Genomic DNA, 15,349 nt, shown 5'->3' with positions numbered 1-15,349 from the left:
GAAATGTAACAGCTGAGTATCTTGGTGATGTCAGGGTAAGGAGCTATACTTATGATGCTCTTAACCGTGTCATTGAAGAAACTGATGCTTTGGATCATAAGACATGCCTTAGATATGATGCAGCAGGTAATGTTACGGAAGTTACAGATGCTCTCGGAAACGTTTCAAAGCGTGAGTATGACATTTTGAACAGAGTGACAAAGGAAACGGACGCACTTGGAAATGAAGTATCTTACAAATACACCAAAATGGATCTTATAGATTCGATCACTGATGCAGCGGGAAGAGTGCGCAAATTTACTTATACAGACGGAAAAAGACTTACATCAGTAAGCCTCTGTGGTGTTATAGAGCAGGAACTTATATATGATGAAGCAGGAAGAGTAAAGACAAGAAAATTTGCTGACGGTTATGAGATCAACTATGGTTACGATGCCTTAAGCAGAGTAAATAAAGTAACAGGCTCAGACGGAAGGTGTGTTGAATATGAGTATGACGCACTTGGAAGAGCTACAAAGGTAATTGATGGAAATAGTACAACTCTTTATACATATACAGCAACAGGACGCCTTAAGTCTGTAATAGATGCTCTTGGAAATGAGACAGCCTATACTTATGATGCGCTTGATAACCTTAAGAGTATACATAGAACAGAAGGTCTTGTAAGTGATGAAGAGAAGTCAGGAGACGTATTCCCTACAGTAGGAAAAGACGGACGTGTAACAATCTATTCATACGATCTTTCGGGTCAGCTTACGGAAGTAACAGATGCTCTTGGTCAGAAAGAGACTTATGAGTACGATCAGCATGGACGTCTTAAGACAAAGACTGACAGGGATAACTATGCGACTACATATGAGTATAACAATGCAGGCGCAGTTACAAAGGTGGGATATGCAGACGGAAGAAGTGTTGCATTCTCATATAATGAACTTAACCAGCTTAGCCAGATAAATGACTGGTACGGAAAAACTATCCTTGAAAATGATATACTTGGACGTCTTACAAAAGTAACAGACTTTAAGAACAGGACTGTGGCATACGAGTACGGCGCTACAGGTGAAAGAACAAAGCTCGTATATCCTGACGGAAGAGAAGTTACTTATAACTATGATGAAAAGCTCCAGCTTTCAAGCATCATCGGAAACGGTGAAGAGACAAGATATACTTACGATGATCTTGGGCGTCTTTCAAGCAAGACTTTTGCAAACGGTGTAAGTCAGGCTTATACATATATGCCCGGCGGAAATATCGCGTCAATGACAAGTACCGATAAACAGGGCGTACTTGATAAATACTTCTATTCCTATAACAACGCAGGCCTTATCAGCGGAATTGATAGAAACAGACGTGGTCTTGATAAAGTATCGGGAAGATATGAATACAGCTATGATGCTATCGGACGTCTTACAAAGACAACGCACGATGGAATAACGAAAGCTGCTTACGAATACGATGCATTTGGCAACAGAACAAGTATGTCTGAAACAGAGACAAAGACATCTTATACATATGATGTTCTTGACAGACTTGTAGAAGCTAAGGAACTTAATAACTCGAAGGCAATATTTAAGACTTACGATTATGATAAGCGTGGTAACCAGACAAAAGAGTTCATAGACGGTCTCTTACAGAAGACCTTTACTTTTGATGCTACAAACATGCTCTCAAAGGTAGTTGATAAGGACAAGGGAGAACTTGAAAACCATTATAACGGACTTGGGTTTAGAGTAGAATCCACAAGACCTGAAGAGAAAATCGAGTATCTCTGCGATCTTTCAAAGGATTACTATAACCTTCTTGAAAGAACAGTAAATGGAGAGACAGAGAGTTTTGTTTATGATAATAACGTGATCTCTATGTCAAAGAGCGGAAACAACTTCTATTATCTTCAGGATGAACTCGGATCACCTATGTATATGACAGGTACAGACGGAATGGTTGTAAGTTCATATGCTTTTGATGACTTTGGAAGAAACATAGATCCGTTCACGGGAAAGAGACGAGACAAAAATCAGAAGCATGCTTACACGACAAACGGAAATATCATCCAGCCGTTTGCATTTACAGGCTATCAGGAAGATGAAGTATCTGGGCTTAAGTTTGCACAGGCTAGATTCTATAGTGCAGAGAATGGTAGATTTTTAGGTGAAGATCAGATAAAGGGATTTATTGATAGTCCGGAATCTCAAAATCATTTTGAATATTGTAGACAAAATCCTATAGAGTATATTGATATTGATGGCAAATGTCCGCTTTTGGCTACAGCAGCAATAGGAGCGGGAATAGGAGCAGTAATTGGTGGTGGTGCTACGATAGCATCGTCTCTTGTTAAAGGTGAGAAAATAAATTGGAAGAATGTAGGTAAAAATGCAGCAATAGGAGCTGGCGCAGGATTTGCAATAGGAGGAGGTATAGGATTGGTTTCTATGCTCGCAGAAGCAACAGTTGTCAGCTCGACGGCGGCATCAATAATGGCAAATTGCGGTAGGATTGTTGCAACTGCTTCTGCTACGATAGAAGCTGGTAGACAAATTTACAGTGATGAAAATATTGATATGTTTAAAGTTACATCAGCTGGGGCGGCAGGAGCTGTTTCGGGTATGGTTACAGGCTCGCCAATAGGATATTGGGGAGCTGGATTTATGAATGCGGGGATTTCTGCGGTTCAATCTATTACTAATGATATTCATGATGGTAAGGGGGGGCTAGAAATAGCAATTGACGCTGGAGTTTATGCAACTATAGGGTTTGTAGGGGGATTGTTTGGAGGCTCAGGTGCTATGAATAATATGACTCATTCTGCTCATATCACAAACGTTCTTTTTGGAATGGAACAGAGTCATCTATCTATAACTGGTAGATTAATTGTGGGTAGAGCTGCTGAAGACTATTTAAAAAGAGCAATAGTGATGGGAATAGTAAAAGGGATTGGATGGACATTAGGGGTAACTGTGTCAGAGAAAGTATATAAAAAATGTGCTGGAGAATAAGATAATGCAAAAATATGAGATAGAAAAAGTGAATTGTAGTAGTATAGTTGAGAAATTGAATAAGGAAAAGCAGACCTATAAAGATGAGGTGGTTGTTAAAAGAGGATTACTAGGTAAAATAGTAATTTTGCAATTTGATTCATATGAAAAATTTTGTTGTTTCTTTGAGGACGTTTCTAATAATTGTAGAGAGGTTGTAAAAAAGCATAATTGTAAGCGTGTACTTTTTCTAGTTATGGTTGAGAGTATGTCTGAGAATATTTTAAAGCAACAACAAAAAATACTAATGTTTGATAAGGAGTTTAATCTTGAAAGTGTTTCGTATGAAGTGTTGTTCATAGACAGGAATACAAACATTGGGTATTTTGGAGGTATGAATGAGAAAGGGAAAACATTTATGTATAAGGATACTTTGAAGATGCTTGTAGATAATTCCTTGAAAAAATAGTGATATATTATTTGCAAAATTTTTTAATGTTCTCATTGAAGACATAAAAAGGGACTTTGTTCGGATGGCAAATCCATCTGAATAAAGTCCCTTCCTTATATTAATCAAAGTGTCTTCAAGAATTCTTTTATGTCGTTCGCGATTCGTTCTCCTTCGAACTTGTACAGATAGTGCGTGCAATCGAGCTGGACGAGCTTTCCGTTGGAGGAAGCATCGACGAGGGCCTGGTGGCCTTCAAGCCAGCCGGGTGTTACGGCGGCGGTTTGTTTTGATATGTACTGGATTGTAGGAACTGTAGGAAGTGGATTGCTGCTGATCTCGTGGCAGGCTTCTATGCCGTGAGCTTCTTCGTCGAGTTTACAATCATTTATATCGTTTCTATATGTTATAGCAACTTCCATTTTTCCGATTTCATCGTCTCCATGGCCACTTAGGACTCTCATTATTCCGGAATTGGTGAGGAATTTTATGATTGGCATCATTTTCTTATTAGTGGCTAATTCTTCTTCTAATTGGTCATCTATGCCGGGGACTGTTATGTCCATTCCGACGATTCCTTCAACTTCCTCAGGATATTTCTGGGCCCAGAGGGTTGCTTCAAGGCCTGCGATTGAATGAGGGCATAATACGAAGGGGCCTTCTATACCTGCCTTAGAAAGGCATTCTCTGTCATTTTCGACAATTGTATCAAATGTTCTTTCTCCGTCCACGGCATCGCTTAAGCCGTATCCGAATCTTTCTATGATAACAACCTTTGCATCGGTACTTAATTCTTTGCAAAGAGGAAGGAAGTTGGCATATGGACTTGTATCGCCCCAGCCTGACATTAGGAGAATAGTGTGGTCGCCTTCACCTTCAGTGTAGATGTGCATCTTGTGGCCGTCTACTTCAACGTACTGTCCGGGAGGATTCTGCCAGATAGAAGCTTCTTTTTTTAGTTGAACACGATTGTAGATAAACGATCCTGTTATAAAGAGCACGATTAAAGCCAATATTACCAATAATATTTTTCCGAGTATCTTAAAAATTTTTTTCATAGCATACCTCGTTTATTAAGAACGGCTATCTCTTTGCAAGTATGTTCATTGTGGTATGTGATCAGCCGTTCTTTTCTTCTTGCTTGAAATAGTTGGTGTCAGATACATAGCATGCAAGCCATCTTGTTTCACCAACATATTCGTATTCGTTTGCAATGTCTTCGGAGACGTAATCGGTCAGCTTGTTAAAGTTTGGAATGGCGATTACATTTTTGTCCCCGTAATAATTAAAGTTCTTTTCATCATTGTAGTAGTTGATCTCGAGCGTGATACTCTCGTTTTCGCTGTCATAGCAGGCATATTTCTTGCTGTCGTCAACAGCCTTACACATGAGTGCAGTGTCCTTGTCGTCGGCGATAAATACGGTGTCAACGTCAAGCGTATCGAAATAGTTGGTCATATCAACGATATAATCTTTGTCCATAAGATTGTCGTTTGTTACCTTGAAGTTACCGACAAGAATATATGTGCATGCAAGCATTATAAGTGCCATTACAGGCATGGACTGCTTGTTTTGGTGAGTTGCGAGGTATCTGTTGAGCATGATTCCCATTCCGGTCAAAAGAATCGGTATTCCCACGAAAAGGTATCTGTAAGGAATAAAGTCATTGCCGGCGCGCATATCACCAACGATCAAAATAAGCATGTTAAACAAAATTACCGAGAAGAACGGTAAATAATAGTTATAGTTTGCGGCGCCGCGGATCCATTTATAGATGACGAGCGCTGTGACAATAAAGATCAATAAAACAAAAAGTGTTTTTAGCAGGATGAAAAACCACATCTTGGAAAATACAGGAACAGTTTCGTGCCCCATAATACCAAAGGCCTGGAAGACTCCCGCAAAAACGTACTTCAGGTTATCCCAAAACTCTGAGATCTTTACCAGTGATGTGTCGGGAGAATGACCTGTGTAGATAAGGTTATACGTAAACACACCGATAGTGGCAAATACGCCTGTCATTGCCCACACCGGAACCACACTTTCCTTGAATGAATATCTCTTTTTCCACAAAGAGAACAGAGATGCAAAAAAGATTGGTGTAACTCCGCAGACAATCGTGTAAATTCCTGTAGAAGCGCATGTCACAAAAAGCAGTGACAGATATGTGGATAAGAATATAATTCTTTTCCTCTTGCTGAAACAATCGGCAAACTCACCATCATCAAATGCTATAAGGCATAGCACGAGCATGATCGGAACAAGAGCCTTAATGCTGTAATTGGCGTGTGCAAAAAACAGCATCTTGAAGTAATCAAGCCAGTCGTAGTTGTACGGTGTTATGATGACGGCAAGCGAAAGAAATCTAACGCCGATCCGCACATGGAGCGCCATTAAGATGTTCCATATAGCGTAAATATATATGAAAACGATCAAAAGATCGGATAAGCCTACCGATAAGAACTCGTTGCCTGTGAGTGCGTAGAACGGAACGGCAAACAGGAGAGTGGAGTCAAACTCCATGCTGGTTGTCGCTACCCAGTTCGGAAGTATCAGACTTCCTTTATTTACGATCTCTCTTAGGTGATACACAACGGTTGCAAAATCGGGATCGAGCGAAAGGCGAAGGTCAGATAAGTTAAAATAGAATATACCTGACATGTTGATCATAAAAAGGATCATCGCCGCAATTTCCCATAAGCGCATGTTTTTGATTCTTTGATAAATAGTCTTAAAATAATTCCCCAAGTAATTCATTTCTGTCTTTTTCCTTAGATGTCATTTCCTTATTATTAATTCTTTTGCTGTTGCAATAAATACTATCAGCAACCATAAAAGGATGCATAGTCACTTTGTTGCCTTGAATGCTTTGTTTTTCATGCCGTATCTCCTTTGTTGCGATATTTCGGTAAAAGAGTATCAATATATGCTTCATCTAACATAGTACGATAGATGTACTACGATAGGCATAGTAACATATGAAATTTTAGTTGTCAACATTTCGCCGAAAAAACTTTTTTACGTATCGGAACTGTTCTGATACCGTTAGTTTCAGGTAAGTTGTTAATAAAGTGTAAATATGCCAATTCTCCATTGACCTACGTAAACGTTTACTAATATAATGAGAACGTTAAGTGTGTGATTAAATGCGATAAAAAAATGGGAGCGAGGTATTATAATGAGAAAAGTTTCGAAGATTGTTAGATCACTGGGGGCTGTCGGTATGTCGGCTGCTATATTCTTTACTCCTATTGCCGGCGTAAGTGCAAGTGCACGTGCGGTAGGTCCTGAATTGGCTACAGGTATTGACGTATCCAAGTTTCAGGGGGCAATCAACTGGCAACAGGTTAAGGCAGCAGGTATCAGATTTGCCATGATACGTGTGGGAACAATGAAAAAGGGACAGGACGAACAGTTCGTCAACAATATTAATGGCGCAAATGCGGCAGGCATCAGAACAGGTATTTATATCTATTCTTATGCAACAACACCGGAGGCAGCGGCCGTGGAGGCTAATCAGGTTCTTGCTTGGATTGCTCCGTATGCAGTTACATTTCCGGTTGCAATCGATATAGAGGATAATGTCCAGAAGGGACTAAACGCTGCACAGCTTCAGGCTATTGCAGATACATTCTGTGGAATACTTAATGGCGCAGGTTATGAGACATTGGTTTATGCCAATAGAAACTGGTTCATGCAGAGAATGCCTGCTGTTTCAGCACCAAAGTGGGTTGCTCAGTACGATGTTGCCTGTGATTATCCGGGCGATTACGTAATGTGGCAGTCAAGCAGCCATGCAACATATCCCGGAATTCCAGGAAGAGTTGATGTCGATCACCTTTACTCGGATTATTTCACAAGAATTATTCCTGAAGGTTTCAACAGCTGGGGCGGACATACATTCTATTATCACAACTTCCGTAAGCAGTTCGGATGGATTAATCTTGAAAACAAGAAATACCATGCCGATCCTAACGGATATATCCAGACAGGCTGGTTCCAGGACGAGAGCGGAATCTATTATCTCGATCCTACAGCAGGCGGTCTTGCCAAGACAGGATTTGCCGATATCGAAGGCAAGCGCTATTACTTTGATGAAGCAGGCGTAAAGAGAACAGGACTTCTTAACCTCGGAGGAACTGTTTACTACGCAAATGCAGACGGTGTATGCCAGAAAGGTCTTGTACCTCTTGAAGACGGCGTTCACTATTTTGATGATGAGTATAAGATGCACACAGGTCTTACACAGGTTGGAGATAAGCTCTACATGTTCAATCCTCAGGGTGTAATGCAGACCGGTATGGTTGCACTTGAGACAGGCAAGTATATGTTTGGCTCAGACGGCGCAGCTATCAAGGGCTGGTATTCAAACGAGCAGGAACAGAAGTTCTTCTTTAACCAGGATCATGTTGCGGTTACAGGTAATCAGACTATTGAAAAGGCTAACTATCTCTTTAATCCTGAAGGCGTAATGCAGACAGGTTGGTCAGGAGAGATTGCTACAGGAAGATATTACTTCGGACCTGACGGAAAGATGGTTACAGGATGGAGCGATATCGAAGGCCAGAGATATTACTTTGGCGCAGATGGTAAGATGGTTGTAGGAATGGCTTCACTTCCTGACGGAGTATACTATCTTGAGCCTAAGGACGGACACAGAACTGTAGGATGGGTTCAGCAGCCTGACGGATGGCGTTACTTTGACGGCAACACAGGTAAGATGCTTGTAAAGACAACTGCAGTACTTGAGAATGTGTCATGCACATTTGATAAGAACGGTCTCCTTGCAGATCCTGCAGGTTGGACACCCGGAACACCACTTCCGGCTCCGGCACCTGACGCAGGTGCGGCTGCATCAACAGGAGCCTCAACACCCGCTGCTTCAGCAGGAGCTTCAGCACAGACAGCTCCCGCGGCACCGGCTAATTAATATAATAATGAGGGGTTGGACGCTCAGTGCAAAAGCGCGGAGCGTCCAAAAATGTTTATAAACGGAGGGAAATTAAAAAATGAACATCGAAGAAGCAAAAGAGAAATTACAGAAGTACGGACAGGAGCATGTACTTAAGTACTATTCCGAACTTAGCGATTCTGAGAAGCAGGAGCTTCTTGCGCAGGTTGAGGACACGGATTTTGCGGTACTTGCAAATTGTAAGAATCTTGGACATGCTGACGAAAGAGGAGAGTTTGCACCTTTGGCGGCTCTTCAGGTATCAGAGATTGAGAAGAGGAAAGACGAGTTTACTAAGCTTGGCGTTGAGACAATCAAGGCAGGCAAAGTTGCCGCAGTTCTTCTTGCAGGTGGAATGGGAACAAGACTTGGATCCGACAATCCGAAAGGAATGTATGACATCGGTATAACCAAGCCTGTTTATATCTTCCAGAGAATAATCGAGAACCTTCTTGATACAGTTAAGCAGGCAGATGGCACATACATCCGTCTTTTCATTATGACAAGTGAAAAGAACAATGATGCTACTGTTAATTTCCTTAAGGAGAAAAACTTCTTCGGTTATCCTGAAGATAAGATCACATTCTTTAAGCAGGAGATGGCACCGGCATCCGATTATGACGGAAAGGTATACATGGAGAGCAAGTCAAGAATCTCAACTTCTCCCAATGGTAACGCCGGCTGGTATTCATCACTTCTTAAGGCCGGTCTTCGTGATGTCATCGTAAAAGAGGGCATCGAATGGATAGACATTTTTGCAGTAGACAACGTTCTTCAGAGAATTGCAGATCCTTGCTTTGTAGGAGCTACAGTTGCAGCTAAGGTTTCTTGCGGAGCCAAGGTTGTAAGGAAGAACGCTCCCGACGAAAAAGTAGGCGTTATGTGTCTTGAAGATGGCAAGCCTTCAATCGTAGAGTACTACGAGCTCTCACAGGAGATGATGGATGCTAAGGACGAGAACGGCGATCCTGCTTACAACTACGGAGTTATCCTCAATTATATGTTCAATGAGAAAGCTCTCTATGAAATCGCTCAGAAGGAACTTCCTCTTCACGTTGTTGAGAAGAAAATCCCATATATAGACGAGAATGCTAATCTCGTTAAGCCCGAGTCACCGAACGGATGCAAGTTTGAGCAGCTCGTTCTTGATATGATCCACATGCTTGATACATGCCTTCCTTATGAGGTAGTAAGAGAGCATGAGTTTGCACCTATCAAGAACAAGACAGGTGTTGATTCTGTAGAGTCTGCAAGAGAACTTTGCAAGAAGAACGGAATCGAGCTTTGATCATACGCAGAAATTTGAATGACAGAAAGAAGGTAGTAATATGACTATACTGGTAACAGGAGGAGCAGGTTACATCGGCTCTCACACTGTTGTTGAACTTCAGAACGCCGGATACGATGTTGTCATAATGGACAACCTTGCCAATGCGAGCAAGAAAGTAATCGGAAGAATTGAAGCGATCACTGGCAAAAAAGTACCTTTCTACGAGACAGATATCAGAGACCGTGAAGGTCTTGAAGAAATCTTTTCAAAAGAAAAAATTGACGGAGTTATCCATTTTGCAGGACTTAAGGCAGTTGGAGAATCTGTTGAGAAACCTTGGGAATACTATGAGAATAACATCTCGGGAACACTTACACTTGTTGATGTTATGAGAAAGCATAACTGTAAGAACATAATCTTCTCATCATCGGCGACTGTATACGGAGATCCCGCTTTTATTCCGATCACTGAGGAGTGCCCTAAGGGAACATGCACAAACCCTTACGGATGGACCAAATCAATGCTTGAGCAGGTACTTTCCGATATTTATAAGGCTGATAACGAGTGGAACGTTGTTCTTCTTCGTTACTTCAATCCTATCGGAGCACATAAGAGCGGAACAATGGGAGAGAATCCGAATGGAATCCCTAACAACCTTATGCCTTATATCACACAGGTTGCTGTAGGAAAGCTCCCTCAGCTCAATGTATTCGGTAACGATTATGATACACATGACGGAACCGGCGTGCGCGATTACATCCACGTTGTGGATCTTGCACTCGGACATGTTAAGGCGCTTAAGAAATTTGAGCCCGGAAGCGGACTTAATATCTATAATCTTGGCACAGGTGTTGGATACAGTGTTCTTGATATAGTCAAGAACTTTGAGGAAGCAACGGGAGTTAAGATCCCTTATGAGATCAAGCCCAGACGCGCAGGTGATATTGCTACGTGTTATTCTAATGCGGATAAAGCAGGAAAAGAGCTTGGCTGGCATGCACAGTATGGTATAAAAGAGATGTGCGCTGATTCATGGAGATGGCAGAGCCAGAATCCTAACGGATATGATGAATAATTAAGATGTAAAAATATGTCGGTCGTATGCTCTGTAGGGAACATGCGACCGGTTTTTACTATCGGAATAGCAGGAGATAAGATGTTTAGACTTTGGGTAAGATTGGTGGAAGACAACCACCTTATAAAAGATATGGTCGTTTGCGACGAATCAAACGATACAAGAACACATAAAGTAATGAATGCCATTGAGAAGGCATGTTATGAAATGGACCTTTCCAAACCTATTTGGCTTGATAATATAGTAAAAGATTTCCAGATCCATTCAAAGTGTCGATTCAACAAAGACGCCTTTGTGGAGCAGATTGAGTTTGATTATATGGAGATACAAGTTATCGAAGAAGACTATTAAAAATTTACGTTATTTTTTTATAATAAAATAAACACAATTTCGACACATAATGAAACTATACTTATTTTAACAAATAGAAAAAAGGAAGAAGGTAGATACTATGTATGAAGATGTTACCAAAGAAAACAGTGGTGTAAATTCGTCAAACTCATACAACAGTTATAACTACACTAACTATAATTATTCCGATGATAAGACATATAACGGAGATTTGACAGGAAAGAGCGCATATGGATATGGAAACGGCGGGAATAATTACGGAGCCTATCAATATTCAAATGCAGGAAGTACAATGGGGAATGCTATGGGTAATATGGAAAGACCGGCTAAGAAGAGAGGTCTGAAGATTTTAGTTTCAATTATTGTGTTGCTTGCGATTGTCGGTGGAATTGGCGCAGGCGGATATTTGTATCGAACATACGGTAAGGACAAGCCGTTGTTCTCATTTAATACTAAGAAGACAGAAGAGAATACCGGTGCAAATCCGGATAATATAGCTACCACGACGGTATCAAACGTGGGAAAAGCTACAGTAACGGACGTTACAGGTGTTGTTCAGGAAGTTATGCCTTCAATGGTTATCATTCATAATAACCGTATCAAATCATCAAACTTTTTCGGATACGGTCAGGAATCAGAGGGGCTTTATGCATCAGGAAGCGGAATTATTGTCGGCAAGAATGATTCGGAGCTTTTGATCGCAACAAACTTCCACGTAGTAGACGGAGCTGATTCAATCGAAGTTATCTTTTCCGATGGATCATCCGATGAAGAGGCGGCTAAAAAAGCTGTTCAGGCAGATCTAAAGGGACCAGACCCCGAGATGGATCTTGCGGTAATTGCTGTATCTCTTAAGGATATTCCTGCTGATACGGCGTCAAAGATTAAAGTTGCCACACTTGGTGACAGTAACGCGCTTACGCTTGGTGAGCCCGCTATCGCGATCGGTAATGCTCTTGGATATGGTCAGTCTGTATCTACAGGTGTTATCTCAGCGGTCAACAGAAAGTTTGATATGGGCGAGGGTTCATCCAAAATATATATTCAGACAGATGCAGCTATTAACCCCGGTAACTCAGGTGGTGCACTCCTTAATATCAAAGGTGAAGTAATCGGTATTAACTCTATTAAGATCGGTGAAGCGGCAGTTGAAGGTATGGGATATGCTATTCCTATCTCACTTGCTAAGCCTAAGATTGAAGAGCTTATGAACCAGGAGACCAAAAAGAAAGTAAAAGAAGAAGACCAGGGAGTTATTGGAATCCAGGGTATAAGCGTTTCTGCTGAAGATACAATGAAATATGGTATTCCTCAGGGCGTATATGTATATGAGACTATTCCCGGAGGCGGAGCAGAAAAAGCCGGTATCGAAAAGGGCGATGTCATAGTGAAGTTTGACGGATCAGAGATCGGTTCTATGGAAGAGCTTCATTCGAAGCTTAGATACTATTCGGTTGGAACTTCGGTTAATATAACAATACTAAGGCCTAACGGAAATCAGTACGATACGATAGATGTTACGGTTCAGCTGTCCAATAAGAATATAGGTTCATCGGATGATAATAATTCCAATGCGGAATCCGATAGTGCTTCAGATGATGAGAAGGCAGGAACAGGCGGCTGATATTAAGATAAGAAAGATAACAGAAAAGTATTAAATAAAAGAGGCGGTTCAAAATGGAAAATCATTTTGAACTGCCTCAAATTTTTTTGATCAAATCTTATACAAGAGTGGCCTGTTCCTTGTTAAATACAGGAATCTGAGGGTGAATACCTTCGCCTCGTATCTCGATAAGAGGTGAAGCTTTTCCTTCTATGTAGTCTCTTGTAATGGTTACGCGTCCGATGTTGTCATCTTTGGGAATCTCATACATGATATCAAGCATGAAATCTTCGATGATGGCTCTGAGGGCACGCGCACCGGTTTCTTTTTCCAGTGCTTTCTCAGCGATTGCTTCGAGAGCGCTGTCGTCAAATCTAAGATCGACCTCATCAAGAGCAAGGAGCTTTTGATACTGCTTAAGGATTGCATTCTTTGGCTCTTTGAGAATCTTGATAAGCATTTCTTTGGTAAGAGCCTGTAATGTACAGATGATCGGAAGTCTTCCGAGAAATTCGGGTATCATACCGAACTTCTTAAGATCCTCAACCGTTACATTGGAAAGGACGTTGGGGTCATCTGCATATTTATCCTTTAGATCGGCATCAAAACCGATTGAAGTCTGTTTATTAAGTCTCTGAGTGATGATGTCCTCGAGGTCGGGGAAAGCACCGCCGCAGATAAACAGGATGTTTCTGGTGTTTACTGTGGCAAGAGGAACCATGGCGTTTTTGCTTCCTGCTCCTACGGGAACTTCTACATTTGAGCCTTCGAGAAGCTTAAGCATTCCCTGCTGAACGGATTCGCCGCTTACGTCCCTTGCTGTTGTATTTTTCTTTTTGGCAATCTTGTCTATCTCATCGATAAAGATAATGCCGTGTTCTGTCTTTTCTACATCGTTGCCTGAAGCTGCAAGGAGCTTACTTACAACGCTTTCGATATCATCCCCGATGTAGCCTGCTTCTGTAAGTGATGTTGCATCTGCAATAGCAAGCGGAACATCGAGAAGCTTGGCAAGAGTCTTAACAAGATAAGTCTTACCGCTACCTGTGGGACCAAGGAGAAGAATGTTTGATTTTTCAATCTCAATCTCGTCCATGGTATCTGTCGCAACCCTCTTATAGTGGTTGTAAACCGCTACAGACATGACTTTTTTGGCCTTGTCCTGCCCTATGATAAATTCGTCAAGTTTGGCCTTAATCTTGTGAGGAGCGGGAATGTTCCTTATGTCTATAACGGGTTTTGATTTTGCTTCGCTTTTTTTCTTGATCTTCTGTGAGTTGGGAATGCCACCCATATTGAAATCACCGGGCATATCGCCTAAGTTGAAAAAGCTCACATTTGGAAATGTCCCCATATTCTTATTGAGTTCATTCATAAGATTGGGGTTATTCAGAAGATTCTGATAATCAAACTGTGTGACCGTATCCATTGTCTTGTGCATACAGTCTTCACAGATGCAGATATTATTGGGAAGGTGGAACATCTTGCCCGCCTTGCTCTCAGGTCTTCTGCACACGAAGCAGACATCTTCAAACTCCGACTTGTCATTATTGTCATTGCTGTCGTTGTTTGAAGTGGTGTCTTCTGTATCTTTTGTGTCTTTGTTATTTAGTTCTTCGTCTGTAACTTCTCTGAAATCGAAGTTATCGTCTCTTTTATCTTCCATATTATCTCCATAGAGAAAAGAGGTTACTCAAAAGTTATGAATGTACCTGCTTTTCCTTTGAGTGCATCAGCTACAGAAGCAAGAGAAGTAATAAGAACCGAACCGTCGTGATTTGATTCCAAGAACTCAATTGCTGCCTGAATCTTGGGAAGCATGTCAACTTCACCAAATTCGCCTGCTTCGATGTACTCTTTAGCTTCTTTAATGTTCATTTTAAGGATAGGTTCCTGATCATCCTTACCGAAATTCTTGTATACGTAAGGAACCGATGTAAGAATGATAAGTCTGTCAGACTTAAGGTCTGCAGCGAGTTTTCCTGCGATAGAATCTTTTTCGATTACCGCTGAAGCTCCTTTAAGCACGTGACCCTGCTCAATTACCGGGATGCCGCCGCCGCCGCATGCGATAACTTCCTGACCTGCTTCTACAAGAGTTTTGATAGCATCAATCTCAACAATCTTGATGGGGTTAGGAGCGGCAACGATTCTTCTGTAGCCTTTTCCGGGATCTTCTTTTACAAAGTTACCTTTCTTGATCTCTGTATCGGCGTCTTCTTTGGACATATAACGTCCGATTGCCTTAGTCGGTGCGTAGAAAGCTTCGTCATAAGGATCTACCGTAACCTGTGTAAGGATAGTACTTACTGATTTATAGATTCCTCTTCTTGTGAGCTCTGTTTTAAGAGAGTTCTGAATGTCATAGCCTACATAGCCCTGGCTCATTGCATTACATACGCACATAGGAGCGGATGTGTAATCAATATACATTCTGTGGAGCTCAGTCATTGCTTTGTGGATCATGCTGACCTGAGGTCCGTTACTGTGAGTTATAACAAGCTGATAGCCTGCTTCTATAAGGTCGGCGAGTGCTTTTGCCGTAAGCTTTGTGGCATTTCTTTGTTCGAGTGTGGTTACTCCCAGCGCTTCGTGTCCGAGAGAAACAACTGCTTTGATGTTTTCCATGTTAGCCTCATTTCTGCACGTTGATCGTGCTTAATAAGATAATAATTTATT

At 41.4% G+C, this 15,349-nt stretch carries 11 protein-coding genes; 7 read left to right on the top strand and 4 right to left on the bottom strand.

Annotated features, from left to right (window positions below; translation table 11 throughout):
- Window positions 1-2,993 (top strand): RHS repeat-associated core domain-containing protein (locus BM398_RS14150; RefSeq protein WP_139233832.1); only part of this gene is annotated, 2,993 nt, incomplete at its 5' end.
- A 4-nt stretch (window positions 2,994-2,997) separates the two neighbouring features.
- On the top strand, window positions 2,998-3,441 hold the full coding sequence (locus tag BM398_RS14145; protein WP_092338485.1) for a hypothetical protein: 444 nt from the start codon (window positions 2,998-3,000) through the stop codon (window positions 3,439-3,441).
- Between the two features lie 104 nt (window positions 3,442-3,545).
- Here the strand turns inward: BM398_RS14145 and BM398_RS14140 are convergent, their stop codons facing one another.
- On the bottom strand, window positions 3,546-4,478 hold the full coding sequence (locus BM398_RS14140) for an alpha/beta fold hydrolase (protein ID WP_092338483.1): 933 nt from the start codon (window positions 4,476-4,478) through the stop codon (window positions 3,546-3,548).
- A 61-nt stretch (window positions 4,479-4,539) separates the two neighbouring features.
- Window positions 4,540-6,177 (bottom strand): hypothetical protein, encoded by a 1,638-nt coding sequence (locus BM398_RS14135; RefSeq protein ID WP_092338480.1) that lies wholly within the window; start codon window positions 6,175-6,177, stop codon window positions 4,540-4,542.
- 421 nt (window positions 6,178-6,598) lie between these two features.
- Between BM398_RS14135 and BM398_RS14125 the strand changes: the two genes are divergently transcribed.
- The 5 genes from BM398_RS14125 (at window position 6,599) to BM398_RS14105 (ending at window position 12,691) form a co-directional block, all read left to right on the top strand.
- Entirely contained in the window at window positions 6,599-8,350 is a 1,752-nt protein-coding gene (locus BM398_RS14125; RefSeq protein ID WP_092338475.1) for a GH25 family lysozyme, read from the top strand.
- A gap of 79 nt (window positions 8,351-8,429) precedes the next feature.
- The gene (locus tag BM398_RS14120) at window positions 8,430-9,659 is read left to right on the top strand and encodes a UTP--glucose-1-phosphate uridylyltransferase (protein ID WP_026656128.1); all 1,230 of its coding nucleotides are present in this window, start codon (window positions 8,430-8,432) and stop codon (window positions 9,657-9,659) included.
- A 40-nt stretch (window positions 9,660-9,699) separates the two neighbouring features.
- A complete protein-coding gene (galE, locus tag BM398_RS14115; RefSeq protein ID WP_092338473.1) occupies window positions 9,700-10,716 on the top strand; it encodes a UDP-glucose 4-epimerase GalE in 1,017 nt (338 codons plus the stop codon).
- Between the two features lie 81 nt (window positions 10,717-10,797).
- The gene (locus tag BM398_RS14110; protein WP_026656126.1) at window positions 10,798-11,067 is read left to right on the top strand and encodes a hypothetical protein; all 270 of its coding nucleotides are present in this window, start codon (window positions 10,798-10,800) and stop codon (window positions 11,065-11,067) included.
- Between the two features lie 100 nt (window positions 11,068-11,167).
- A complete protein-coding gene (locus BM398_RS14105; RefSeq protein WP_051594178.1) occupies window positions 11,168-12,691 on the top strand; it encodes a S1C family serine protease in 1,524 nt (507 codons plus the stop codon).
- Window positions 12,692-12,788: 97 nt separating this feature from the next.
- Here BM398_RS14105 and clpX read toward each other — a convergent pair whose 3' ends face one another.
- Together clpX and arcC are read right to left on the bottom strand one after the other, a co-directional pair.
- A complete protein-coding gene (gene clpX, locus BM398_RS14100) occupies window positions 12,789-14,336 on the bottom strand; it encodes an ATP-dependent Clp protease ATP-binding subunit ClpX (protein WP_092338471.1) in 1,548 nt (515 codons plus the stop codon).
- A gap of 23 nt (window positions 14,337-14,359) precedes the next feature.
- Complete coding sequence (gene arcC, locus BM398_RS14095; protein WP_092338469.1) at window positions 14,360-15,298, bottom strand: carbamate kinase; 939 nt, start codon at window positions 15,296-15,298, stop codon at window positions 14,360-14,362.
- Between the last annotated feature and the right edge of the window lie 51 nt (window positions 15,299-15,349).

It is taken from the genome of Butyrivibrio sp. M55, assembly GCF_900116865.1.
Taxonomy (GTDB): domain Bacteria; phylum Bacillota; class Clostridia; order Lachnospirales; family Lachnospiraceae; genus Butyrivibrio.
This window is presented reverse-complemented; position numbering and strand designations above follow the sequence as displayed.

Bases quoted from the DNA above. Each gene is read 5' to 3' on its own strand.
- BM398_RS14145 (WP_092338485.1), top strand. From the start codon at position 2,998: ATGCAAAAATATGAGATAGAAAAAGTGAATTGTAGTAGTATAGTTGAG.
- arcC (WP_092338469.1), bottom strand. From the start codon at position 15,298: ATGGAAAACATCAAAGCAGTTGTTTCTCTCGGACACGAAGCGCTGGGA.
- BM398_RS14135 (WP_092338480.1), bottom strand. From the start codon at position 6,177: ATGAATTACTTGGGGAATTATTTTAAGACTATTTATCAAAGAATCAAA.
- BM398_RS14140 (WP_092338483.1), bottom strand. From the start codon at position 4,478: ATGAAAAAAATTTTTAAGATACTCGGAAAAATATTATTGGTAATATTG.
- galE (WP_092338473.1), top strand. From the start codon at position 9,700: ATGACTATACTGGTAACAGGAGGAGCAGGTTACATCGGCTCTCACACT.
- BM398_RS14105 (WP_051594178.1), top strand. From the start codon at position 11,168: ATGTATGAAGATGTTACCAAAGAAAACAGTGGTGTAAATTCGTCAAAC.
- BM398_RS14125 (WP_092338475.1), top strand. From the start codon at position 6,599: ATGAGAAAAGTTTCGAAGATTGTTAGATCACTGGGGGCTGTCGGTATG.
- BM398_RS14110 (WP_026656126.1), top strand. From the start codon at position 10,798: ATGTTTAGACTTTGGGTAAGATTGGTGGAAGACAACCACCTTATAAAA.
- BM398_RS14120 (WP_026656128.1), top strand. From the start codon at position 8,430: ATGAACATCGAAGAAGCAAAAGAGAAATTACAGAAGTACGGACAGGAG.
- clpX (WP_092338471.1), bottom strand. From the start codon at position 14,336: ATGGAAGATAAAAGAGACGATAACTTCGATTTCAGAGAAGTTACAGAC.